Source organism: Ralstonia sp. Ralssp110 (assembly GCF_047325135.1).
Taxonomy (GTDB): Bacteria; Pseudomonadota; Gammaproteobacteria; order Burkholderiales; family Burkholderiaceae; genus Ralstonia; species Ralstonia mojiangensis.
The window spans coordinates 1,464,327-1,487,757 of the sequence record NZ_CP168609.1; the positions used below are offsets into that span (position 1 = coordinate 1,464,327).

Consider the following 23,431-nt stretch of genomic DNA (forward strand, 5'->3'; position numbering starts at 1 on the left):
TCATGGGGCAACGGCCGTGGCGGACACCTCCTGGCTCCAGTAAGTCGGCAGTGCGCCGTACGGATTCGGCAACGTCTTGTTCGTGATGAATACGGTGGCAGCGCCCTTGCTCGATGCGTTGCGAACGAAGGTTTGCATTTGCGTGGCTGACGCAGCGTAGACGATGTGCGCAAACCGGGCGGTCGGATAGTTGGCCTGCCACGCCAGGGGCGCATAGTTGGCGTAGTGCTTGGCGCTGTCTTCAAACACGACGAGCTGGTCCGCCACCGGCAGGCTGGCATAGATCTCCGGCACATTGGTGCCCGGGTTGCCCGTGACCGTGTAGTTGGGCGACAGCCCCTTGATGTAGTTGTAGACCGATTGGTAGAACTGGATGTGCGCGGTCGTGCTGTCGGCGGTCATCTCGTCGATGAAGAAGCCGTCGACCTGATACAGCGCCTGGTAAGTGTTGATGTCCTGCACCACGGCTGACAAGGACCGGTTTGTGTACGAGCTGGACACGTACCCGATCACCTTGCCACCCGCGGCATGCACTTTGGCGACGGCGGCAACGTAGTTGGCATCCTGCGTCGTGCCCGGGCCGCTGTTCGGGTTGAGGATGACCGTTGTTGGTACCGATGTTGCCGCGGTGGCCAGCGCACTCCATTGCGTTGCGCCGGTGCCCGACGGATAGATGTAGGACGGCACCAGCAGCCCTTCAGCGCTGGCGTGCGATGCACCCATCAGCGCGCCCGACACCAAGGCGAAAGCCGCGCATGCAGCGCGTGCAAACCTGCGCTTTGCGTTGCCCATTTGCGATGCCACGGCCAGCGTGGCGAATGCGGGCGAACGCCCCCCCGTTTGTATCGTTTTCATTATGTGCCCCCGACCACGCAGTTCGTTGCGTGTGTCATCAGGCCCGCCCCGTTGCGGGTTGGCGGGCAACTGGCTGACTTCGTTCAGCGAAGTCCCTATAGCTTTGCGTCGCCGGATCACTCCGGTTTTGCCCAGACCTCTGGGTGTGAACCCATTGGGGGGAGACTCTACCGGGGCCGCGCCAGCGCGGCAAACGAAGATTGCGCAAACGCGCCGGCTGCTGCACGAAGCGTTGTCGGGACCCCACGTTGCGCGCTGCCATGGCAATCAACCATCGACGCCAATGAAGCGTGGCCGGCCTCGTCGGCATTCTTCCCATGCCGCGTTTCCCCTGACCTGCGCCAGAACCTCTGGTGCATTCCGCCGCCACAGACCCCGCCCGTATCGTCAGTCCACACAGCGCTACCGGTTGCCGCTGTGTTTTTTGTCCACGGATCTGACTGAGGAGAACCTGCAATGAACATCCGCTCGAATGTGCTTGTCATCCGCATCGTGCTGTTGGCGGTGGTGTCCCTGATCGCGTCGCTGGCGGCCACGGCCGCGTTGGCTGCGCCGCCAGCGACCGTCGCAACATGCGACGGCATCAAGGATGCGTACCCAATTCTCGGCACGCAGTGCGCCAATCAGTACGCCAAGATCAACCACGCGCCCGCCACAGCGGCTGAGCGGCGCGAGACGTACGCTGCACGGATCGCGGTTTTGGAGATCTTCCGCAAGGCGCTCCTGTGCAATGGCATGTACAACGCATCGAAATCGGCGCAGCAGCGCTTTTCAAGCGGCGAGGCTGGCCACCTCCAGGCCTTGGCGCTCTTGAACGCGGCAATGACGGGTGCCGGCGACCCGAACGTGCCGGCGCTCTACACCGCCGCCGACTTGAATGACGTGTCGATCAACAAGCAGCAGTGCAAGTAAGGGCAGGGCGGGGTGGCGGCAGAGGTGCCGCCGCCTTGCCACCCGGCCCCACGTGGGAATCGTCGTCGTGGCAGAATCGCGGTCTGTATCTCTGAATGTCTGCGCCCACAAAAGGAGACTCCCGATGACTGCATCTGCCGCCGTATTTGCCATTCTCGTTGCGCTGTTGCTGGGCGCCATGATTCCCGGGCCGAGTTTTGTGCTGGTGGCGCGCAATGCTATCGGGTTGTCGCGCCGCGACGGCCTAGCCACTGCACTTGGCATGGGCGCGGGCGCCCTGTTCTTCGGTGGCCTGGCCCTGGCAGGGCTTTACACGTTGCTGCAAGCTGTGGAGTGGCTCTATATCGGCCTCAAGATTGCCGGCGGCGCATATTTGACCTACATGGCATGGAAGATCTGGCGCGGCGCCAAGCTGCCCATGGTGATGGACGATCGCCTGACGCAGCAAGCGGGCAGCGCACGCAAGTCGTTCTGGACCGGCATCACCACGCAGATGAGCAATCCCAAGACGGCCATCTGGTACGGCAGTATCTTTGCCGCGCTGCTGCCGCAGCATCCGCCGGTGTGGTGCTACTTCGTGCTGCCGCCACTGGTGTTCCTGGTCGAGTTCGGGTGGTACACCATCGTCGCGCTGTGCTTTTCGAGTCGGGTGCCGCGTGAGATGTACCTGCGTGCCAAGACCTGGGTCGATCGCGTAGCGGCCATGGCGATCGGTGCGCTCGGGCTGCGCCTGATCTTCACCGCGCCCAAGGTCGGGCTGTAGTCTTTTCCGCGATGGTGCTTTGGGGGCGGCTGGCTAGACCGCTCCCGCAATCACATCTCGCAGCCACTGGTGCCCTGGGTCTCGATGCATGCGTTCGTGCCAGAGCATCGACATCTCATACCCGGGCACGTCCACCGGCGGTTCAACCACCTGCAGAGCACTGGCCCCGCGCACCAGCCGCTCGGGCAGCATGGCGACCATGTCGGTACTGGCGACCGCCGTCATCACAAAGAGGAAGTGCGGCACCGACAGCACCACGCGTCGCGTGGCACCGGCCGCCTTCAGGGCTTCGTCCGTCACGCCGAAGAAGCCACCGCCATCGGGCGACACGATCACGTGATCCAGCGTGCAGAACTGCGCCAGCGTCGGCTTGCGCTTCAGGCGCGGGTTTCCAGCGCGTCCGATCAGCACATAGCGTTCAGTGAATAGCGCACGGCGGCGCAGGCCGGGTGGCGCGCCGTCTGTGGTGTGGAACGCGAGATCGATCTCCCCTTGCTCGGCTTGCTTCTCGACGCGCGTGGGTACCAGCTCCAGCATGGCGAGCCGTGTGCCCGGCGCGCTTGTGCGCAGGGTGTTCAGCGCCGGCAGCGCGATGGTGGATTCGCCGTAATCCGTGGCGGCCACGCGCCAGGTATTGGTGGCTTGCGCGGGCTCGAACGGGCTGGCGGGCGCGACGGCCTGCTCCAGCGCTTCCAGCGCCAGCCGCAGCGGCTCGCGCAAGCTTTCCGCTCGAGCAGTTGGGCGCATGCCGCGCGGGCCCGGTAGCAGCAGCGGATCACCAAAGATGTCGCGCAACTTCGCCAGATGCACGCTCACCGAAGGCTGAGAGAAGTTCAGCCGCTCCGCTGCACGCGTGACGTTGTGCTCGGTCAGCAGCACATCGAGCGTCACCAGCAGGTTCAGGTCCAACCGCCTGAGATTATTCATGGCTATGCCTGGGATATTGACAATTCATTTCCAATATACCTGGACGCCCCGCATGCTGGAGCCATTCCTTTTTTTGGAGTTGCCACCATGAATGTCCTGATCGTCTACGCCCATCCCGAACCCAAGTCGCTCAACGGCGCCCTCAAGGACTTTGCCGTCCGGCGTCTGGAAGCCGCCGGCCACACCGTGCAGGTGTCGGACTTGTACGCCATGCAGTGGAAGGCCGCGCTGGATGCAAACGACAGCGCCGTTGCGCCGGTCGGTCCACATTTCCACCCGTCGCTGGATTCCAAGCACGCGTTCGAGAACGGCCTGCAAGCCGCCGACATTGCGGCCGAACAGGCCAAGCTGCAATGGGCCGACGCCGTGATCTTGCAGTTTCCGCTGTGGTGGTTTTCGATGCCGGCCATCCTCAAGGGCTGGGTCGAGCGTGTCTACGCATATGGCTTCGCCTATGGCGTTGGCGAGCACTCCGACACTCACTGGGGCGATCGCTACGGCGAAGGCACGCTCGCCGGAAAACGCGCCATGCTGATCGTCACCACGGGCGGTTGGGAGTCGCACTACAGCCCGCGCGGCATCAACGGCCCGATCGACGACCTCTTGTTCCCGATCCAGCACGGCATCCTGTACTACCCCGGTTTTGATGTGGTGCCGCCATTCGTGAGCTACCGCACCGGCCGCATGGACGCGGCACGCTTTGCGCAGACCACCCAGGCGTTGGGCGAACGACTCGACACTTTGTTTACCGCAGCGCCGATCCCGTTCCGCCGGCAGAACGCCGGTGAATACGAGATCCCGTCGCTCACGTTGCGGGCCGGGATCGCTCCCGAGAAATCAGGCTTTGCCGCGCATCTCGCCTAGACCTTGTCAGGCGCGGCAAGCGCTACAATTTCTCATTCACCTCCGGCGGCGCGCTGTAGCAGATACAGCGCGCCGCCGCGTTTCTTTCTGCCCCTTCCATTCTTGTCGGCATGACGTCTCACGCGATTCTTACAGGCCTGATCAATTTGCTGCTCGGGATGGGTCTCGGCGTGGCAGGCGGTTTGCTCGGCATTGGCGGCGGGCTGATCGCCATTCCTGTGCTGGGCTATCTGTACGGGATGGACCAGCACCTGGCGCAGGGCACCGCGCTGGTGATGATTGCGCCCAACGTGCTGATCGGCTTCTGGCGGTATCACCAGCGGCATCCGGTGCATCTGCGTTCCGTCGCGCTGATCTGCGTGTTCTCGATGGCGGCGACCTACGTTTCCGCACGCTTTGCAGCAGGGCTCGACGCGCATCTGCTGCATACGGCGTTCGCGGTATTTCTGATCGTGCTGGCGGTGTACTTTGCCTCGCAGCTCAAAGAGAAGCCGAGTACCGCTGACGCCGCGCATGCTGCCCCACATGCCATGCCGGCCGCCGCGCTGCCGTTGATGGGCATCGCCAGCGGCGCGATGTCGGGCATTTTCACGGTGGGCGGCGGGTTGGTGGTGGTGCCGGCGCTGGTGACGTTCTTCGGCATGCAGCAGACACGCGCCCAGGGCATGGCGCTCGCGCTGGTGGTGCCAGGCTCGCTGATCGCACTTGCCACGTATGCGCATGCAGGCCATGTGGATTGGGGAACGGGTATTCCGCTGGCGGCCGGCGGTGTTGTGAGCGTGTCGTGGGGTGTGGCCTTGGCGTATAGGTTTTCAGCGCGACGTTTGCGGCTGGCGTTCTGCGCGGTGCTGCTGGGTACGGCGCTGATGATGTTGATGGTCAAACCAGCCTGATCGACCTGGTTTTTCAAAACGGAGGAGGGCATCGTGTCGGAACAAGACAAGCAGGCCGGCCGCGCACGCCGTGCGCAGGTGATGGGCGACGCATTTGTTGAACGTGCGATGAGCGGATTGGATGCGTTCTCGGCACCGCTGCAGGATTGGCTCAACGAGCACGCCTGGGGCAGCACGTGGCAGCGGGACGGCATCGACCTCAAGACGCGCAGCCTGTGCACCTGTGCGATGCTCGCCGCGCTGGGCCGTAGCACTGAACTGAAGGGCCATGTGCGCGGCGCAATCAACAACGGCGCAACGGCGGTGGAGATCCGCGAGGTGCTGCTGCATAGCGCCATCTATGCCGGTGCGCCGGCCGCCATCGAGGCGTTTCGTTCGGCGCGTGAGGTGCTCAACGAACTCGGTATCGAGATCGGAGAGGCGCGCTAGTCCGGGCCGGGTTTGCGGCTTGTGTTAACGGCCTTAACACAAGTTGCGTGGCTGGGGCGGCGTCCCTATTCTCCCAGGATCATGCTGGCGCTCCCGTAAGGCGCTGGCCAATCCATCCCTCGGAACTTTCATGTCTCAAGACCTCAAGGCCCGCCTGGGCGGCGGGCTGGTGCTCATCATTGGCGCGGTGATCGGCTGGTTCTTCATCCTCGGCCCGCTGCATCAGGCGCAGGCGGGCGCGCCCACCGTGCGTTACTCACTCAAGGCGATGGTGCTGGTGCCGGCTTGCCTGGTTTTCGGGCTGGCGTTTCTGGTGGGCGGCGACAAGCTCGCCTACCGTGATGCCGAACGCAAGCGCCTGACGCCGCTGGGCTGGGTGCTCGTGGCCATCTTTGCGGCGGCCGCGGCGCTCTGCTACTGGTGGTTCAAGCAGCAGTTCGCGGCGCTTGGCTATGCCAGCTGAAACCTGATCGACATGGACGCCTTCGACGACGATCTGACACGGTTTGCCGCCCAGGGCGCTGAACCGCTGCCGGCCGCCGTTGAGCATGGCCATGTCGAGCACGACGGTGCCCGCATCTGGTATGCGACCTTCGGCGTCGGCAGGCCTGTGATCCTGCTGCATGGCGGGCTCGGCCATAGCGGCAATTGGGGGTATCAGGTTCCGGCACTGACGAGTGCGGGCTACAGGCCCATCGTCATCGACAGCCGTGGGCACGGCCGCAGCACACGCGACGCACAGCCTTACGCCTACACGCGCATGGCATCCGACGTGCGGGCCGTCATGGATGCGCTGCACATCGACCGCGCGGCGTTTATCGGCTGGAGCGACGGCGCTTGCGTTGCGCTCACCCTGGCCATGCAGACGCCGGAACGCGCTGCGGGCGTGTTCTTCTTCGGTTGCAACATGGACCCAAGCGGCGCCAAGCCCTTTTCGCCCACGCCTGTTATTGACCGCTGCTTCGATCGCCACCGAAAGGATTACACCGCGCTCTCATCCACACCTGGCGACTTCGATGCATTTGTCGCGGCCGTCACCGAAATGATGCAGACGCAGCCCAACGCAACGGCCGCGGAGCTTGCCGCGACGCGCGTGCCGGTGACGATCGTGCAGAGCGAACACGACGAGTTCATCCGGCCCGAGCACGCGCACTATCTGGTGCAGACCATTCCTGATGCGCAGTTTGTGTTGCTGCCGGGCGTGAGCCATTTCGCGCCATTGCAGCGACCGGCGTTGTTAAACGACGCCGTGCTCGCATTTCTGCACGCGCTTCCTCAGCCGTAGGTTGCGTCGAGGTGGGGCGCGTTTGCGCAACACTGGCGCTGCGTTATCCACAGAAACGGTGGGTAAGCCTGTGGATAACGATGCGCGATCGCGATACCACGCGGTTTGCAGTACCTTGCTGACTGCGTAGGCAGGCAGTTCAGCTGCCTGAAGCCGGCGTGCTGTAGGTTGCCTTGATCGCTTTGTGTCGGGCTTCCATTTCCTGACGCAGCGCGCGGCGCTGCTGCGCGGCTTCGAAGCGTTCCTTTTCTTCGGTGTTGGCGGGCGCCAGCGGCGGCACGTCGGCCGGTTTGCCGTCGTCGTCCACGGCCACCATCGTGAAATAGCAGCTGTTGGTATGGCGCACGACCTGGTTGCGGATGTTCTCCGTAACGACCTTGATACCGATTTCCATCGATGTGCGGCCGGTGTAGTTGACCGATGCGAGGAACGTCACCAGTTCACCCACGTGAATCGGCTGGCGAAACACCACTTGGTCCACCGACAGCGTCACGACATAGCGGCCGGCGTAGCGGCTCGCGCACGCATACGCAACCTGATCGAGAAACTTCAGGATGTGGCCGCCGTGCACGTTGCCGGAAAAATTTGCCATGTCAGGCGTCATCAGCACGGTCATGCTGAGCTGGTGGGATTGCGTATTCATGGGGGCGTTGAAGCTGGAATGATGGGAAAGCAGGGCGCGCAGAAATGGGTACGCAGCAGGCCGTCATTGTGCCGCGCTCAACTCATCTTGTGCTGCATTGCTCGAAATTTGATGACATCGCGCTACACTAGCGGTTTCTGCCGCAAACGATTTTCAGCCCGTCCTGTTTTCCATGCACCGCTTGCTGACCCGCCTCCTGCTTTGGCTGGTTGTCCTGGCACTGCCCCTGCAAGGGTTTGCCGCGACGACCATGATGGCGCGCGGCGGTGCAATGGACGATGCAATGGTTGCCATGGCAATGCCGGATGATGGCGCCGTCATGTCCGACGCTTGCCATGAGCATGAAGACGCCGTGGCTGCCGACAGCGAGCCGAAAGCGCCGGCGCAGTCGCACTGCAAGACCTGCCCGATCTGCGCGGCCTGTTCGCTCGGGTCGGTCGTTCCCCTGGCCGCCAGCCTTGGCGTGCCGCTGATCAAGCTGCCGGCCGACGCGCCGCGTGGCCTCGCCGTTTCCTTCCGCAGCTTCATTCCCGAAGCGCTGCAACGTCCACCTTCGATTCGCGTTTGACGCCACCAGTCCGTCCATAGAGCGGGCTGGCCTCTGGTTCTACGGCTCCGTGTGCGACACACGGCCGTATGTCATCACGCTTGATCGAGGTTTCTCATGCTTTCCACACGATGGTTCGTGGCCGCCGCGCTACTGGCGTTGGCGCCGCCATGGGTTTTGGCGCAGGGCGGGGCGTCTGCGCCGACAGCTTCCCCATCTGATCCACTGAATGCGGACGCGGCTGTGCCGGCTGTAGCCGCGCCGCGCACATTCGACAGCTACCGCGCGTATCGCGATACCGGCCCCGCGCCCTGGCGCGAGACCAACGCGGCCGTGAGCCCCAAGTCAGACGCTTCTGCGGATGGCGGCCATGCGGGGCACGTCATGCCCGAGAGCGCCCCAGCCGCCACCTCCAACAAGCCTGCCGGCGGGTCCATGCCCGGCATGCATCACCACTAGGAGGCGCCGTGCTCAGATCATCCACACGCCGTCTCGCCCTGTGCGCGCTGGCCGCCACGCTGCTGCTGGGCGGCTGCGCCACCATCACGCAAGACAGCGGCTTCAAGACCGTTGCCGACGTGGCGCGCGATCGGCTCGGCAAAGACGCCACGTGGCAGCGTTCACCAGAAGCCCGCGACAGCGCCGCGCAACGCACGCACGAGCTGCTCGCCCAGCCGCTGACGATGGACAGCGCCGTTCAGATCGCGTTGCTGAACAACCGTGGCCTGCAGGCTTCATATGCGGAGTTGGGTTTATCCGAAGCCGCGCTCGTGCAGGCCAGCCGCTTGCCGAATCCCGGCTTCAGTTTCAAACGCACACGCAGCGGTGATGACCTGTCGATCGAGCGCACGTTCTCGCTGTCGTTCCTGAACCTGCTGACGCTGCCGATGGCCACGCGCATTGAGAGCCGATATTTCGAGCAGACCAAGCTGCTGGTCGCCAACCAGATGCTGCAGGTGGCCGCCGATACACGCCGCGCATACGTCAATGCCGTGGCGGCGGAGCAATCCGCACGCTATGCGGAGCAGGTTCAGCAAGCCGCAGAAGCCGGTGCCGAGTTCGCCAAGCGTCTGGCTTCCGCAGGCAACTTCAGCAAGCTGGATCGTGCACGCGAACAGGCCTTCTATGCGGAAGCGACCGCCACTCTGGCGCGCACGCGTCAGCAGGCGCAGGCGGAACGGGAGGCGTTGATTCGCCAGCTTGGGGTGTGGGGCGCAGATACCGGCTTCCAGTTGCCGGATCGGCTGCCCGACCTGCCGAAGGATCGCCCCGAGCTGCAGCAGATCGAGGCCTACGCGTTGCGCAATCGGCTCGACATCCAGGCGGGCAAGTTGCAGGTCGAGGGGTTGGCGTCGTCGCTGGGGCTCACAAAGGCAACGCGCTTCATCAACGTGCTCGACCTCGGTTACGTGCGCAATAGCAAATCCAACGAGCCACGCGAAACGGGCTACGAGATCGGCATCGAGATCCCGCTCTTCGACTGGGGCGGCGCCCGTGTGGCGCGCGCGCAGTCGATCTACATGCAGGCGGCCGATCAGCTTGCCGACACGGCGGTGCGGGCGCGCTCCGAAGTGCGCGAATCGTATGTACGCTATCAGACGGCATATGACCTTACCCGCCACTATCGCGACGAGGTGGTGCCCGTGCGCAAGAGCATCTCCGACGAGATGCTGCTGCGCTACAACGGCATGCTCGTGAGCGTGTTCGAGCTGCTGGCCGATGCGCGCGAGCAGGTGAATGCGGTGAACGGCTACATCGACGCGCTGCGCGGGTACTGGATTGCCCAGACCGATTTGCAGATGGCGCTGGGCGGCAAGTTGCCGCCGGCCGAAGCGAACGCGGCCGCTCCTGCGCCCAACTCTCCTGAAGGACACTGAACATGGTTTCCCGACGTCAATTTCTCGGCGGCACGGGCGCGGCCATGCTGGGCGCGGCGATGGTCTCGCGCGCCGGCGCTGCCTCGCTGCCTGAAGCACCGCTCCAATCAAAGCCCGCCACACAGCCCCCGCTCGCGCCCCCCAACGGCCGGCCGTACAACCCCGTCGTCACGCTCAACGGCTGGACGCTGCCGTGGCGCATGCGCGGCGGCTGGAAGGAGTTCCACCTCGTCGCCGAGCCGGTCGAGCGCGAGTTTGCGCCCGGCATGACGGGCCACCTATGGGGCTACAACGGCCAGAGCCCCGGCCCGACGATCGAATGCGTGGAAGGCGATCGCGTGCGCATCTTCGTCACCAACAAGCTTCCCGAGCACACCACGGTGCACTGGCACGGCATGATCCTGCCCGCCGGCATGGACGGCGTGGGCGGCCTGTCGCAGCCGCACATTCCACCGGGCAAGACCTTCGTCTACGAGTTCGAGATGAAGAAGTCCGGCACCTTCATGTATCACCCGCATTCCGACGAGATGGTGCAGATGGCGATGGGCATGATGGGCTTTATCGTCGTGCATCCGAAAGACCCGGCGCAGCACCGTGTCGACCGCGACTTTGTCTTCCTGCTCGCCGCGTACGACATCGACCCGGGGTCATACACGCCGCGCGTGGCCCAGATGACCGACTTCAACATGTGGACGTGGAACAGCCGCGTCTTCCCCGGCATCGACCCCTTGCCCGTACGCCTTGGCGATCGCGTGCGCATCCGCATGGGCAACCTCACGATGACGAACCACCCGATGCACCTGCATGGCCACACCTTCGAAGTGGCCGGCACCGACGGCGGCTGGGTCCAGCCCAGCGCGCGCTGGCCGGAGGTGACGACCGACATTGCCGTGGGCCAGATGCGCGCGATCGAGTTCATTGCCGACAACCCCGGCGACTGGGCCTTCCACTGCCACAAGTCGCACCACACCATGAACGCCATGGGGCACAACGTGCCGACCATGATCGGCGTGCAGCAGAAAGACCTCGCCAAGAAGATGAACGCGCTGGTGCCCGACTACATGGGCATGGGCCAGGCCGGCATGGCCGACATGGGCGAGATGGAAATGCCGCTGCCCGACAACACGCTGCCGATGATGACGGGGCAGGGCCCGTTCGGCGCCATTGAAATGGGCGGCATGTTCACGGTGATGAAGGTGCGCCGCGATCTGCCGCGCAACAGCTACGCAGACCCCGGTTGGTACAAGCACCCCAAGAGCACCGTCGCCTACGAATACACCGGCACCGGCATCGACGACTGAGCAAATGCCTGAATCCACATCCAATACGAGACCCAACATGCAACGCAATCTGATCCGTTCCACCTTCCTGGCCGCGCTGATGTCGATGGCCGCTATCGCTCACGCATCCGGCAGTCACGCCGGCGGGCATGATCATGACGATGCAGCCATCGGCGAACCCGGCGACGCCGCCCACATCTCACGCACCGTGCGTGTCGACATGGCCGACACCATGCGCTTCACGCCTGCCCAGATCACGGTGCAGCGCGGCGAGACGATCCGCTTCGAAGTCGTCAACACCGGCCACGTGCGGCACGAGATGACGCTGGGCACGCCGGCCGACCTCGCAGCCCATGCCGAGCAGATGCGCAAGCACCCCGAGATGGAGCACGCCGACGGCAACGCCGTCACCGTTGACCCAGGACAGCGCGGCGAGATCGTCTGGCACTTCACGCGCACCGGCTCCGTCGATTTTGCGTGTCTGCAGCCCGGACATTTCGAAGCCGGCATGCGCGGCGCCGTGCAGGTGCGCGGCAACAAATCCTGATTTCTTCCCGACCCCGTCTTTGAACAAGGAGCCCAAGATGTTTCGTCACGCCCTGATGCTGACCGTGCTGCTGGCCGGTGCACCGTTTGTTCACGCGGCTGAAGATGCCGCTTCCGCCCCTGCGGCTGCCGCTGCTGCCCCGATGTCAGAAGGTGAGATCAAGAAGATCGACACCGCTGCGGGCAAGCTGACCATCAAGCACGGCCCGCTTGAGAACCTCGGTATGGAACCCATGACGATGGTGTTCCGAGTCCAGGATCCGGCAATGCTCGCCAAAGTGCAGGTTGGCAGCAAAGTGCGCTTTGTCGCCGAGAAGGTGAATGGTGCGTTGACCGTGACCGCATTGGACGTGCAATAACACGAAGGCGGGCGCCTGTCGGCTGCCCGCCCCGTCAATGCCGTGGCCGAGGCTGACATGGCGCGTTCAGCCTCGGACGGCAGCAAAGTGTTACGCCGGGACAACAGCCGAGCGACGCGAAGCGGGGCGACTGCCGAAGCGGGCGGCTCGGCCCCAAGAAACACAATGAGCCGCAGGGTACTTACGGTAAAGTGAGGGCCGCCGCGAATGCGAGTGGCAAACGGGGTCGATGTGCCGTCTGGTGGCAGATGCACGATCGGCCGCACCGTGCGTCAGCGGCGGGCAGAAAGTGGTTCATGCGCTACTTTATCTGCGTATTGGGGGCTGGAACATTTCGCTCGAAAGCGACGCCCTGGGTTCAATTTCCGCGGCAACTTTTGGTTCATGCGTCATCTCAAATACCGCTTGAGCAGATTCTCTGCAAGAAAATTCTGGTATTACTTTTCGAATGCTTCAAGCCATTTCCTGGCGCGCGCTACAAAAAATGGAAGAGCCGAGACTCTCCTGAAAAGAAAAGGCGCTCACAGTGGCATGCAAGATATCATCGATCGATTGAGTTATTACAACTCGATTTCGGAGTCATTCGACCCAAGCCGCAATGCCGTCGAGTATTCAAGGTTCTTGTTGAAATCTTCAACCAGCACCATTGTGAACAAGGGCCGTGAAATAGGCAGCACCTATTTCTATGATCTTGTCGATCTGATGGACTATTTTGGCCCGGGCTACTGCTTCGACTACGACTGCGGCGACGTGACGGCCGAGCCGATTCACCCGGCATTTGTGAAAAGCCGCCCCATCAAGAGCAGCTCCCATAATGGGATTCTCTTGAAGCTGGACGCCATCCGGCATTTTTCACTGGCGCGCGACACGATCGATTTTCACGACAAGAAGCCCATGGCGGTTTTTCGCGGTCCTTGCCACCAAGAACATCGCAAAGCGTTTGTCGAGCGTTGTCACGACTTGGCAAACGTTGATATTGGCGATACTCGAAAATCAGAGCTTGGGAAGGCGACTTACAAGTCTCCCATGACGATTGCCGAGCAATTGCAATACAAATTCATTGTGAGTGTCGAGGGGAACGACGTTGCGACGAACCTCAAATGGATCATGTCCTCCAATTCGCTTTGCTTTATGAGGCGCCCCCGGTATGAGACGTGGTTCATGGAGGGGAGGCTGATTCCGGATGTGCATTATGTTTTGCTGAAGGACGATTATTCTGATCTTCAGGAGAAAATGGAGCATTACCGGAAGCACCCGGGCGATGCACTGGCGATCGTCCGCAACGCCAATCGCTGGGTGGCGCAATTCATGAATCGCGATCAGGAGCGCTTACTCGGGTTGATGGTGATTGCAAAATATTTCCGGCTGTCGGGCCAACAAGCCTTTTGGTAAAGCCCGATCGGGACAACGCGCATTGCGTTTGATCCTGAGCAGGCCAGTCGTGGGGCGGGCCTGCAACGCATACGGCGGCGCGTTACACTCGTTGTCTTTCGCCGTCTCCGTACGCTTTTTCCACCATGTCCGCGTCTGCCCCCACCGCCACCCACGCCCGCCCGCTTTCCGACGAGCAACAAGCCTTCTTCAAGGAGCACGGCTACGTCGTGTTGCGCGGCTTCGTCAGCCAGCAGGTGAGCGCCGCGTTGCTTGCGGCCGCGCAGGACGGACTGGCCCGCGCTGAAGCGCCGGTGGAACTGGAAACCGACGTCGGCTATGCCGGGGCACCGCTCTCGCGCGAAGCCGAGGGGGGGCAGACGGTGCGCCGCCTGCTCGACGCAGATTCACGCGGCACGCCTTATACGGAATGGGCGCGCGACCCACGCGTGGCCGGCGCAATTGCGCAACTGATTGGTAGCCCCGTGCATCTTTCGCTCGCGCACCACAACTGCGTGATGACGAAGCACCCCGCGTTTGGCACCGCCACGCATTGGCACCGCGACAGCCGCTACTGGTCGTTCGCACGCAACGCGCTGGTGTCGTCGTGGCTGGCCTTGGTGGAAGAGACGGTCGACAACGGCTGCCTGTGGGTGATCCCCGGCAGCCACACGCTTGAGCTGCCTGCGGATCGGTTCGATGCGAAGCTGTTCCTGCGCCAGGAGCTGCAAGAGAATCGCGCGCTGATCGACACCGCGCGCCCCGTGCCGCTGCTACCCGGCGACGTGCTGCTCTTCCACTGCAACACCTTCCATGCGGCCCGCGCCAACCAGACGGGCGCTGTCAAGTTCTCGGCGGTGTTCACGTATTACGGCCCCAATAACCATCCGCTGCCTGGCACGCGCTCGTCTGCCCGGCCCGATCCGCTGGTCGGATGAGGTGCGTCCTCCCCCATTTGTAGGTGGGCGGCGGACAGATTTGTGTCATGTGCCTTTGCTAAGGTGGTCTCCCAACGATCACGAACGGGGGAATCACAATGGCGATTCAGGAAGTGACACATGGAGCGCATGTCATCGTCGTTGATCCGCTGCAACGCGACGATCATCGATGGACGGCCCGTTTCCAAGTCTGTCGCGCCGGCCACATCGTGTGTGACTGGGAAGACGTTGAGATGCCGGAAGGCTTCATCTCCGCCCAGCTTGCCCTGAGTGCGAGTGTGTTGCTGGCCGAGCACCGCTTGTCTAGCTTGCCGCATTAGCATCACCCCACAAAGCGCCCGCCGACCTCGCGGGCGTTTTAGTCAGCACCTCTCACGTGCTCCCTTCAAGCTGCAGTGATGCGCTCATCTCTCGCAAGCGACCGTTTGCGCCGTGGCATCTGCACTTCGTCGCATCCGCGCTGACTGTCCTGAAGTCTCTGTCTACATTGCCTCCTGATCGCCGGCCTGCAAACGCATCGCCGGGCCCACAGGAGACGTTCATGACTGCCATGTTTTCTTTGCCGCGCCTTGCGCTGGCCCTGATGCTGACAGCACTTGCAGCAAGTGCATCCGCCGCGACGCTGACTGTGGTGGTGGAAGGCGCACAAGGGCGCCAGGGCGCCGTGCGCGCGGCGATGTTCCGCGACGCCGCGGGCTGGCTCAAGCCCGATTCGGCCATCCGGGCTGACATTGCTGCGCTCGATAGCGTGTCCGGCGCAAGCGTCACCTTCGTGTATCCGGATTTGCCGGCGGGGCGCTACGCGTTGTCGGTCTTCCATGACGCCAACAACGACGCCAAGCTCGGCACCAACCCGGCCGGCATTCCCATCGAGCCTTACGGTTTTAGCCGCGATGCACGCGGCCGCTTCGGCCCGCCCGCATTTGACGATGCTGCCATCGACGTGCAGGGCGACCAGCGCGTGACGATTCACTTGCATTGATGTTGAGCGAGGCCCCGTCATGCAACGCCGATCCTTCATTGCGGCCTTGGGCGCCGCACCGTTTGGCTTGACCCTGACCGATGTAATGGCCGCCACCCCGGACCCGTGGGCTGCGGGGTTTGCAGCGGCGCGCGCGCAGTATCCGTGGCTGGCGGGTTACCAGGGCGTCAGTGCCGACATGCCGACTCGCGCGCTGAAAGTGGAAGGCAGGTTCCCGCCCGCGTTGCGCGGCGCGTTCTATCGAAATGGCCCAGCGCGGCATGAGATCGGCGGCGTGCGTTACCACCATCTGTTTGATGGCGACGGCATGATCCAGCGCTACGACATCAGCGAGCAGGGTGTGACGCACCGCGGCGTGTTTGTGCGCACCGACAAGTTTGTTGCCGACACCGCCGCCGGCCGGCCGTTGCGCGCGACGTTCGGCACCGCCAACCCCGACATGGAGCCGGTTGCATCGCCTGACAGCATCAATGTGGCCAACACCAGCCTGGTGATGCACGGCGACGAGATGCTCGCGCTGTGGGAAGGTGGCTCGGCCACGCGTGTCGATCCCGATTCACTGCGCACGCTGGGGGTGCAGACCTGGCGCGACGACTACAAGGGCATGCCGTTTTCCGCCCATCCCAAGGTCGAAGCCGACGGCACGCTATGGAATTTTGGCGTGAGCAGCGCGGCCAGTCTGCTGACCGTCTACTGCGTCGGTGCGGACGGCGCACTCAAACGTGTGGAAACGCTCAAGGTGCCGGACGTGGCGATGGTGCATGACTTTGCAGTAACGCAGCGCCATCTGGTGTTTCTGCTGCCGCCGTTCGTGTACGACGTGGAACGCTCGCGCGCAGGCAAGTCGTTTTTGGATTCCCATGTCTGGCGGCCGGAGCTGGGCATGCGTGTGCTCGTGCTCGACAAGGACGACGTCACGCGCATGCGTTGGCTGCAGTTGCCGGCCGGCTTCGTCTTCCATCTGGGCAATGCGTGGTCGTCGCCGGATGGGCTGGAGGTCCATCTCGATTACATCCGCTCGGACGATGCCTCGGTCGTCACCACGTCGCTGCGTGAATTGATGCGCGGGCAGATTCGTCCGTCGCCCGGCGCTCGCCTTACGCAAGTGCAGTTGAACCTGCGCACCGGCCGCGCCGAGCAGTTCAGCACCGAGCATGTGGCCGAATTCCCTAAGATCGACACACGCCGCACCGCGCAGCGTCATCACGCGCTGTTCATGGTGGCCCACACGGCGCCGTCGTCCAGCAGCAGCTCTCAGCCGCTGAATGGATTCGACACCGTCATGCGCGTCGATACGAATTCGGGGCAGGTGCAGCAGTACCGCTTCGGGCACCGCACGCTGGTGGAAGAACACGTGTTCGTGCCGGCATCGGCCAGTGCGCGTGAAGGCGAGGGCTGGCTGATCGGCACGGTGTTCGATGTAGACGCCGGCTGCACCAGATTGACGGCGTTCGATGCACAGAGTGTTTCTGCGGGGCCCGTCGCCATGGCAAGCCTGAACGGCGTGGCGCCGCTCGGGCTGCATGGGCTGTTTCGCCCCGCATAGGCAGAGTGGCCCGTCAGAGCGGGTGCGTCAGCAGGCCGTAGATCGTGCGCACGCCGCTCACGTAGTTGCCCATCCGGAGGTTCTCGTTGGCAGCGTGCTGATTGTTATCGGCATTGACCAGCGGAATGATCGCGAAGGGCACCTGCAGCACACCGACGATTTCTGCGGTGGGCACGGTCCCGCCCATCATGCGGATGCGAACCGGCGCCGGGTTGGCACCAAACGTGTCGGTCAGCGATTTGTAGGCCCATGTTCCCACTGCCGAGTCGATCGGTGAACCGGCAGCGTCTGCACCTTCGCTCTGATACGTGAAGGTGGCCAGTTTGTCGTAACGGCTGCGCTCTTCATCCGTCGGCGCGTTCTTGACGAGGTGGTAGCCCTGGCGCTCGACGTGCTGCTCGATCAGCTTGCCGAGGTAGGCCGCAGTGGAGTCTGGCGTGGTGCGCAGGTCGAGTTCGGCGACGGCCTTGTCGGGCACGATGTTCGCCACCTTGTCGCCCACGGCCGCAGACGCCATGCCGCGCACGTTCAACGATGGGTACTGCATCGCTTCCTGGTAATTGGCGCCGACCTTGTCGGCATGCGCAATGCCCAGGCGCTTGTTGAGCGCTGCCTGGTCGTCGGGCACGGCGGCCATGATCTTGCGGTCGGCCGCACTGATCTTCACGTGGTCGTAATAGCCCGGCACCGTCACCCGGCCCTCGTCGTTCTTCATCGATGCCAGCAGGTTGGCTAACTGCTGGGCCGGGTTGCGGGCGTAGTTTCCGTAGTGCCCGCTGTGCAACGGCACCTTGCCGCCATAGACGGTCAGCCGGGCTTCGGCCGCGCCGCGGTTTCCAAAGACCAGCGTTGGCCGGTTGGTCGCGTGCATGGGGCCGTCGTGGATGACGATGGCGTCGCAGCGCAGCAGCTCGCGGTTTGCCTGCATGACCTTGCTGATCGACGGCGAGCCTTTCTCTTCCTCGCTGTCGAGAATGATCTTGATGTTGACGGCGGGCTGGCCGCCGCCGGCCTTCAATGCGTCAAGGGCGACCAGCATCATCATGATCGGGCCCTTGTCGTCGGCAGACGAACGGCCGAAGACACGCCATTCCGGATCGAGCGGGCCGCTGAACAACTGCGCCGAGTCGATCTCTTCCCAGTTGCCCTGAGCGGTCTTGTGCTTGAGCACGGGTGTCCACGGGCTCTTCTGTGCCCACTGCGCGGGAATCACGGGCTGGCCGTCGAGGTGCATGTAGAACAGCACCGTTTTGCGGGCAGCGTCCGGGTTCGGCATTTCCGCATAGAGCATCGGCTTGCCGTTGTTGGCGAATTGCTTTGTCGTGAAGCCGCGCTTGCGGAACGCCTGCTCCAGCCAGTCGGCATTCTTGCGAACATCCTCTGGCGCGATGGCGTCGTTAGGCAGGGAAAGCAGCTCGAAGTATTCGCGGTAGGTTGCCTGGGCATGGCGTTCGGCGTCTGCCGTAGACAGCTCGGCGGCGCCGGCTAGGCCAGCGGCACCGAGCATGAGGGCCGGCACCACGGCCCGGAGGCGATGGGAAGCGCGGTGCGCGGTCGTTTGACGGGCTGCTTGCTGAAGGGGCATCAGGACACTCCGCTGGTCGAACAGTTCCGGGTGAGTCTGCGCATACCACACCTTTTTGACCATTAGAATTTTCTTGGGATATCTTTGCGTTTTCTGCAAAGCAAAAGGGCCCGCGCCTACATCGCTTATGTCATCTCATCGCCTGCAGGAGACGTCCCTCCGCTATTTTCTCGAGGTTGTGCGCACTGGCTCGTTGACGGAGGCGGCCGCGCGCCTGCACGTCAGCGCATCGGCCATCAGCCGGCAAGTGGCCATGCTTGAAGAGCTTCTGGGCGTGCCGCTGTTCGAGCGGCAACCGCGCGGTATGCGGCCCAGCGCAGCGGGCGAGCTGCTCGCCGCGCATGCGCTGCGCGGGGCCCTGGAGGCAGAGCGCGTGGTCTCGGATATTCAGCGCCTGCAAGGGCTGCAGCGAGGCCGAGTGCGCATCGCGTGCTCCGATGGCTTTGCGATCGAGTTTGTGCCACGCGCCATCGTGGCGTTTCGGGAGCGGCATCCGGGCATTCAGTTCGATCTGCGCGCAGAAGAGCCGATGCGCGTGACAGAGGCCGTCTTGCGTGGCGACGTGGACATCGGCTTGACCTACAGTCGCGCCGCCGTGCACGGCATTCGCGTGGCGTATCAGCAGCGTGGCTCAGTGTTTGCCATCATGCGGCCCGACCACCCGCTGGCGAAGTTCAGCAGCGTGACGCTGGCGCAGATGCACCCATTTCCAATTGCGCTTTCGGGGCCGGACAACACGGTGCGCCAGCTGTTCGACATGGGCTGCAGTCAACGCGGGCTCGTGTTCGAGCCGGTGCTGGTCAGCAACCGCTTCGATGGGCTGTTGAGTTTCGTGCTGCAAGGCGGCGGCTTGGGCATTGCCGGGGAGATCACCGTGCGCGAGCGCGTGCAGCGCGGTGAGCTGCATGCCGCGGAGATCCGCGAGCGCGGCATGCGCGGGCGGACGGTGGAACTGCAGACCCTGGCGGGCCGCACCTTGCCCGAGGTGGTGCGGGTGTTTCTCGACTTCCTGCGCGAGGCGCTGCCGGAGCAGCCCCCGCGCTGACCCGCGCTACCGGAACGCGGGCTCGTCAAAGCTGCGCAGCTTGCGCGAGTGCAGCGCTTCAACGCCACTTTCGCGCAACAGGCGCACGGCCTCCATGCCGATGTCCAAATGCTGGCTGACACGCTGGCGATAGAACAGGTTGGCCATGCCGCGCAGCTTCAGCTCGCCGTGCAGCGGCTTGTCCGACACGCACAGCAGGGTGCCGTAGGGCACGCGCAGGCGGAAGCCGTTGGCGGCAATCGTCGCGCTTTCCATGTCGATGGCAATCGCGCGCGACTGATTGAAGCGGCTGTACAGCGCCTGGTACTTCAGCTCCCAGTTGCGGTCGTCGGTGGAGACCACCGTGCCGGTGCGCATGCGCGATTTCATGTCGGCGCCCGACAGCCCCGTGATGCGCGCTACAGCCTCCTGCAGCGCCACCTGAATCTCGGCGATGGGGGGCACGGGCACCCACGGCGGCAGATCCTGATCGAGCACATGGTCGTCGCGCACATAGGCGTGCGCGAGCACGTAATCGCCCAGCTGCTGCGAACGGCGCAAGCCGCCGCAGTGGCCGATCATCATCCAGCAGTGCGGACGCAGCACGGCCAGATGGTCGGTGATGGTCTTCGCGTTGGACGGGCCCACGCCAATGTTCACCAGAGTTACGCCCAGGCGGTCTTCGCGCACCAGGTGGTAGGCGGGCATTTGCGGCAGGCCCTTGATGCGGTGCGAGTCGTCCGGCGCGGGCGTGCCAAGTTCGTGTTCGGTGTCGCCGGGCTCGACAAAGCGGATGTAGCCCTCGTCGTTGCCGTCTTCCATCAGCTTGCGGCCGAGGGCGGCAAACTCATCGACGTAGCGCTGGTAGTTGGTGAACAGCACGAAGCGCTGGAAGTGCTTCGGGTGCGTGGCGGTGTAGTGGTACAGGCGCTGCAGGGCCAAGTCGACCCGCTCGGCCGTGAACATCGACAGCGGCTGCGGTTCGTCGCCGATGGGGCGGTACGTGCCGTTGGCAATGGAGTCGTCAATCTGTGCGAGGTCGGGCAGCGTAAACGCACCGCCCAGCGCGCGCGCCTGTTCGGGCGTGATATCTACGGTGGACGCTTCCACCACGAAGGGCAGCGGAATCGGCCGGTTGCTCACGCCCACCACGACGGGGCTGTTGTGATAGTGCAGCAGCCGTTCGATCTGTACGCGGTAGTAATCGCGGAAGAGGTCCGGCCGCGTGAGCGTCGTACCGTACACGCCCGGATATGCCACCGTGCCCCACGCCGGCCGCGCGTCGCTCACCAGCGTTTTCGGATCGACGGTGATGCCGAGGTAGGGGTAGCAGGCGGAGAGGTCTTCGCTGCAGTCCTCTCCGCGCGCAAAGGCGTGGAAACGATCGCGGATCGCTTGTGCGGAGCGCTCGTAGATGGCGGTGATGCGCTCGACGGCGGTGTTGGCGTCGGTGCAGATCGCCAGGTCGTGCGCAGGATAGAGATGGGCTGTGGCGCGGGTATCGGTCATGTGTTCGATGATACCGACGTTTTGTGAAGCCAAGATAGCGGTGTCGCTCAAGTCACGACATCTGAAACGGGACGTTCGCGCCAGGGCAAAAACGTTGTCCGGTCGGCCTGTGGCAGGGGTCGTCCGGAGGGCTTGACGGCACCCAATTGGCGACGCTCCAATCCCCCTCTGCATAGCGGGAAAGCGCAGCACGGCCTCCGCGCCCAATACCCAAAAAACACGGTGCGCGTGACACCTCCGAGCTTTTCGGCAGTCAAGCACGAAGGTGATTTCTACGTCGCGCAAACGAATTCGTCTGCAGCTCGATATGCCCCTCTCAGCACGCGTAGGCCGCGCCATGCGCCGCAAAGCCGCACGGGCCTTCAGTTTTTACATTTCCTGCCGATGGGAGGGGAAGGTGATCGGGTGCGCACCACGCAGTCAATCGCACGGCAACAGTGCCCAATACACTGCAAGAACAACAACCGAACGGGGAATACACGTGGACCAACCGGCTGGCGTCGTCATTCGCCGGCATCGCCATGCGCGCCGGGCGTGCCGATCATGCTGATCGCTGCACTGGCTTGCGCTGCGCTCGTTTCGATCGCGCTGATCGGCCTCTCATGGCCGCGCCGCGATGACGCGGAAGTCTCCGCCTTCATGCTGTTGGCGCTCGGTACCGCGCTCTGGAGCGGCGCGCGCCTCATGGAGGTCGTGACCTTTGACATGCCCGCGCGCGTGGGCTGGGCCAAGGTCGCCTATCTCGGGATCATGATGGTGCCGGCCGCATGGCTGCGCATGGTCGTTGGCCTCATCCGGCCAGAACTCAATGCATTGGTGCTGGTGCGCGTGGGTTGGCTGCTGGCGCTGCTCGTGGGCGCCGGATTCGTCGGGCTGGTCGCTACCAATGAACTGCATCACCTAGTATGGCTTGATGCGCGTTTCGTCGTCATCGACGGGATACGGGGCGCGGTGTTCGAGCACGGGCGCATGTTCTGGGTGGCCACCGCCTACAACTACGTGCTGCTGGCCATCAGCCTTGTGCTGTTGGTATTGCCCATCGACGAAGTTGCCTCCGGGCTCTATGTGTCGTCGCGCACGCAGGTGCGGCTGGCGCTTGTCATCGGGCAACTGCTGCCGCTGGTCGCGCATCTTGCCTATCTGCAGCGCTGGACGACGGCGCTCGGCGGCGATCTCACCCCCGCCACGTTTGCCGTCAGCACCGCGTTGCTCGGCTGGATCGTTTTGCGGCCGCGCCTTCGCGACACCGCCGCTTATGCCCGCGGCAAGATCATCGAAGCCATGCGTGACGGCTGCATCGTGCTGGCCCGCGATGGTTCCATCGCAAGCATCAATGCCGCCGCGAAGTACCTGTTGCCGACTGCACAGGTGCATGCAATGCCGCCCGCCGTGCTGAACGTGGCCGGCATCGTGCGCGAGTTTGAGCGTACGCGCCTGCCCAACCGCTACCAAGTCTGGCTGCCCGACACGGGCCGCACGCTGGAAGTCACGCTCGAGGGCTTGAGCGACGCGCGCGGCCGGCATGCCGGCGTTTTCCTGCTGCTGCGCGACGTGACGGTCGAGCAGTTGCAGCGTGCCGGCATGGCCAGCGCCCAGGATGCGCTGCGCGGCGAGCTGCAGCGCACGCGCGCCTTGCTCAGCGTGCTGGAGAACGACGTCAACCGCGACGCACTCACGCAGCTGTTCAATCGCCGCTTTTTTGAAACGCAGGCCCCGCGATTGTTCGACCACGCCCGCCGCGACAAGCGCCCAGTCACGCTGGCGCTGTTCGACATCGACTGCTTCAAGCAATACAACGACACCTACGGCCACCTGCGCGGCGACGATTGCCTGCGCATGGTGGCCGACACGCTGGGCATGGCGTGCCGGCACCCCGATGACTTCATTGCGCGGGTGGGCGGCGAAGAATTTGTCGCCATGCTGTTTGACCTGGACCGCGACGAGGCCCGGCAGGCGGTTGCGCGGGCCGTGGCTATGGTGGCCGAACGAGCCGAACCGCACGCGGCGTCTGTTGCCGCGCCGTACGTCACGCTGTCAGCCGGCGCCGTCACGCTCACGCCCGCCGACGAACACGTGGACGCTCTGTTCGAATGGGCCGATGCGGCGCTCTACGATGCGAAGCGCAGCGGGCGCAATACATTCCGCTTTCATCAGAGTCCGCCGGGGCTGCGGAGTGTTGCGGGCCGGGAGTAGACCGCCCATTCGTAGGGCTACGGCATTGCCTTGTTACGCAACAGCAAGTGCATCGGAAGAATGGATACATGCGCGGGACCACCGCGCATGCGCGGCTGCCGCC

25 protein-coding genes and 1 riboswitch are annotated in these 23,431 nt (G+C 63.9%); of the genes, 20 read left to right on the forward strand and 5 right to left on the reverse strand.

Annotated features, from left to right (window positions below; all coding sequences use genetic code 11):
* Entirely contained in the window at positions 1-855 is an 855-nt protein-coding gene (locus tag ACEN9T_RS07190; RefSeq protein WP_413705928.1) for a spherulation-specific family 4 protein, read from the reverse strand.
* Positions 856-916: 61 nt separating this feature from the next.
* Positions 917-997, reverse strand: a riboswitch (cyclic di-GMP riboswitch).
* Positions 998-1,311: 314 nt separating this feature from the next.
* Here ACEN9T_RS07190 and ACEN9T_RS07195 point away from each other — a divergent pair.
* Positions 1,312-1,767 (forward strand): hypothetical protein, encoded by a 456-nt coding sequence (locus tag ACEN9T_RS07195; protein ID WP_092974869.1) that lies wholly within the window; start codon positions 1,312-1,314, stop codon positions 1,765-1,767.
* A gap of 124 nt (positions 1,768-1,891) precedes the next feature.
* Complete coding sequence (locus ACEN9T_RS07200) at positions 1,892-2,530, forward strand: LysE family translocator (protein WP_413705929.1); 639 nt, start codon at positions 1,892-1,894, stop codon at positions 2,528-2,530.
* Between the two features lie 33 nt (positions 2,531-2,563).
* On the opposite strand, the gene ACEN9T_RS07205 is transcribed toward ACEN9T_RS07200, so the two are convergent.
* Positions 2,564-3,457: a LysR family transcriptional regulator gene (locus ACEN9T_RS07205; RefSeq protein WP_413705930.1), complete on the reverse strand. Its 894-nt coding sequence runs from the start codon at positions 3,455-3,457 to the stop codon at positions 2,564-2,566.
* A gap of 87 nt (positions 3,458-3,544) precedes the next feature.
* Here ACEN9T_RS07205 and ACEN9T_RS07210 point away from each other — a divergent pair, with 87 nt between their 5' ends.
* From ACEN9T_RS07210 to ACEN9T_RS07230, 5 genes are all read left to right on the forward strand, one after another.
* The gene (locus ACEN9T_RS07210; RefSeq protein ID WP_092974878.1) at positions 3,545-4,321 is read left to right on the forward strand and encodes an NAD(P)H-dependent oxidoreductase; all 777 of its coding nucleotides are present in this window, start codon (positions 3,545-3,547) and stop codon (positions 4,319-4,321) included.
* Between the two features lie 110 nt (positions 4,322-4,431).
* Positions 4,432-5,214 carry a sulfite exporter TauE/SafE family protein gene (locus tag ACEN9T_RS07215; protein WP_413705931.1) on the forward strand — a complete coding sequence of 261 codons (783 nt, stop codon included), beginning with the start codon at positions 4,432-4,434 and terminating at the stop codon, positions 5,212-5,214.
* Between the two features lie 33 nt (positions 5,215-5,247).
* On the forward strand, positions 5,248-5,643 hold the full coding sequence (locus ACEN9T_RS07220; RefSeq protein ID WP_092974884.1) for a carboxymuconolactone decarboxylase family protein: 396 nt from the start codon (positions 5,248-5,250) through the stop codon (positions 5,641-5,643).
* A 130-nt stretch (positions 5,644-5,773) separates the two neighbouring features.
* Positions 5,774-6,106: a hypothetical protein gene (locus ACEN9T_RS07225; RefSeq protein WP_413705932.1), complete on the forward strand. Its 333-nt coding sequence runs from the start codon at positions 5,774-5,776 to the stop codon at positions 6,104-6,106.
* Between the two features lie 12 nt (positions 6,107-6,118).
* Complete coding sequence (locus tag ACEN9T_RS07230; protein ID WP_413705933.1) at positions 6,119-6,928, forward strand: alpha/beta fold hydrolase; 810 nt, start codon at positions 6,119-6,121, stop codon at positions 6,926-6,928.
* 139 nt (positions 6,929-7,067) lie between these two features.
* Here ACEN9T_RS07230 and ACEN9T_RS07235 read toward each other — a convergent pair whose 3' ends face one another.
* A complete protein-coding gene (locus ACEN9T_RS07235; RefSeq protein ID WP_092974893.1) occupies positions 7,068-7,571 on the reverse strand; it encodes an acyl-CoA thioesterase in 504 nt (167 codons plus the stop codon).
* A 250-nt stretch (positions 7,572-7,821) separates the two neighbouring features.
* Here ACEN9T_RS07235 and ACEN9T_RS07240 point away from each other — a divergent pair, with 250 nt between their 5' ends.
* From ACEN9T_RS07240 to ACEN9T_RS07290, 11 genes are all read left to right on the forward strand, one after another.
* Complete coding sequence (locus ACEN9T_RS07240) at positions 7,822-8,139, forward strand: hypothetical protein (protein ID WP_413705934.1); 318 nt, start codon at positions 7,822-7,824, stop codon at positions 8,137-8,139.
* A 96-nt stretch (positions 8,140-8,235) separates the two neighbouring features.
* Entirely contained in the window at positions 8,236-8,577 is a 342-nt protein-coding gene (locus ACEN9T_RS07245) for a hypothetical protein (protein ID WP_413705935.1), read from the forward strand.
* Between the two features lie 8 nt (positions 8,578-8,585).
* Complete coding sequence (locus ACEN9T_RS07250) at positions 8,586-9,995, forward strand: TolC family protein (protein ID WP_092974902.1); 1,410 nt, start codon at positions 8,586-8,588, stop codon at positions 9,993-9,995.
* A gap of 2 nt (positions 9,996-9,997) precedes the next feature.
* Positions 9,998-11,296, forward strand: coding sequence for a multicopper oxidase domain-containing protein (locus ACEN9T_RS07255; protein ID WP_413705936.1), 1,299 nt, complete (start codon positions 9,998-10,000; stop codon positions 11,294-11,296).
* Positions 11,297-11,333: 37 nt separating this feature from the next.
* Positions 11,334-11,822, forward strand: a complete 489-nt coding sequence (locus tag ACEN9T_RS07260; RefSeq protein ID WP_092974908.1) for a plastocyanin/azurin family copper-binding protein — start codon at positions 11,334-11,336, stop codon at positions 11,820-11,822.
* A gap of 37 nt (positions 11,823-11,859) precedes the next feature.
* Positions 11,860-12,180, forward strand: coding sequence for a copper-binding protein (locus ACEN9T_RS07265; RefSeq protein WP_092974911.1), 321 nt, complete (start codon positions 11,860-11,862; stop codon positions 12,178-12,180).
* A gap of 531 nt (positions 12,181-12,711) precedes the next feature.
* The gene (locus tag ACEN9T_RS07270) at positions 12,712-13,572 is read left to right on the forward strand and encodes a glycosyl transferase family 90 (protein WP_413705937.1); all 861 of its coding nucleotides are present in this window, start codon (positions 12,712-12,714) and stop codon (positions 13,570-13,572) included.
* 125 nt (positions 13,573-13,697) lie between these two features.
* The gene (locus ACEN9T_RS07275) at positions 13,698-14,489 is read left to right on the forward strand and encodes a phytanoyl-CoA dioxygenase family protein (RefSeq protein WP_413705938.1); all 792 of its coding nucleotides are present in this window, start codon (positions 13,698-13,700) and stop codon (positions 14,487-14,489) included.
* 98 nt (positions 14,490-14,587) lie between these two features.
* Complete coding sequence (locus tag ACEN9T_RS07280) at positions 14,588-14,809, forward strand: hypothetical protein (RefSeq protein WP_092974917.1); 222 nt, start codon at positions 14,588-14,590, stop codon at positions 14,807-14,809.
* Positions 14,810-15,030: 221 nt separating this feature from the next.
* Positions 15,031-15,471, forward strand: coding sequence for a DUF2141 domain-containing protein (locus tag ACEN9T_RS07285; protein WP_092974920.1), 441 nt, complete (start codon positions 15,031-15,033; stop codon positions 15,469-15,471).
* Positions 15,472-15,490: 19 nt separating this feature from the next.
* Positions 15,491-17,017: a carotenoid oxygenase family protein gene (locus ACEN9T_RS07290; RefSeq protein WP_092974923.1), complete on the forward strand. Its 1,527-nt coding sequence runs from the start codon at positions 15,491-15,493 to the stop codon at positions 17,015-17,017.
* Positions 17,018-17,030: 13 nt separating this feature from the next.
* On the opposite strand, the gene ACEN9T_RS07295 is transcribed toward ACEN9T_RS07290, so the two are convergent.
* Positions 17,031-18,665 (reverse strand): M20/M25/M40 family metallo-hydrolase, encoded by a 1,635-nt coding sequence (locus ACEN9T_RS07295; RefSeq protein ID WP_413705939.1) that lies wholly within the window; start codon positions 18,663-18,665, stop codon positions 17,031-17,033.
* A 64-nt stretch (positions 18,666-18,729) separates the two neighbouring features.
* On the opposite strand from ACEN9T_RS07295, the gene ACEN9T_RS07300 reads away from it, so the two are divergent.
* Positions 18,730-19,647: a LysR family transcriptional regulator gene (locus ACEN9T_RS07300; protein ID WP_260772916.1), complete on the forward strand. Its 918-nt coding sequence runs from the start codon at positions 18,730-18,732 to the stop codon at positions 19,645-19,647.
* Between the two features lie 6 nt (positions 19,648-19,653).
* Here ACEN9T_RS07300 and ACEN9T_RS07305 read toward each other — a convergent pair whose 3' ends face one another.
* Entirely contained in the window at positions 19,654-21,135 is a 1,482-nt protein-coding gene (locus ACEN9T_RS07305; protein WP_092975103.1) for an AMP nucleosidase, read from the reverse strand.
* A gap of 543 nt (positions 21,136-21,678) precedes the next feature.
* On the opposite strand from ACEN9T_RS07305, the gene ACEN9T_RS07310 reads away from it, so the two are divergent.
* Positions 21,679-23,328: a diguanylate cyclase domain-containing protein gene (locus ACEN9T_RS07310; RefSeq protein WP_413705940.1), complete on the forward strand. Its 1,650-nt coding sequence runs from the start codon at positions 21,679-21,681 to the stop codon at positions 23,326-23,328.
* Positions 23,329-23,431: the final 103 nt, after the last annotated feature.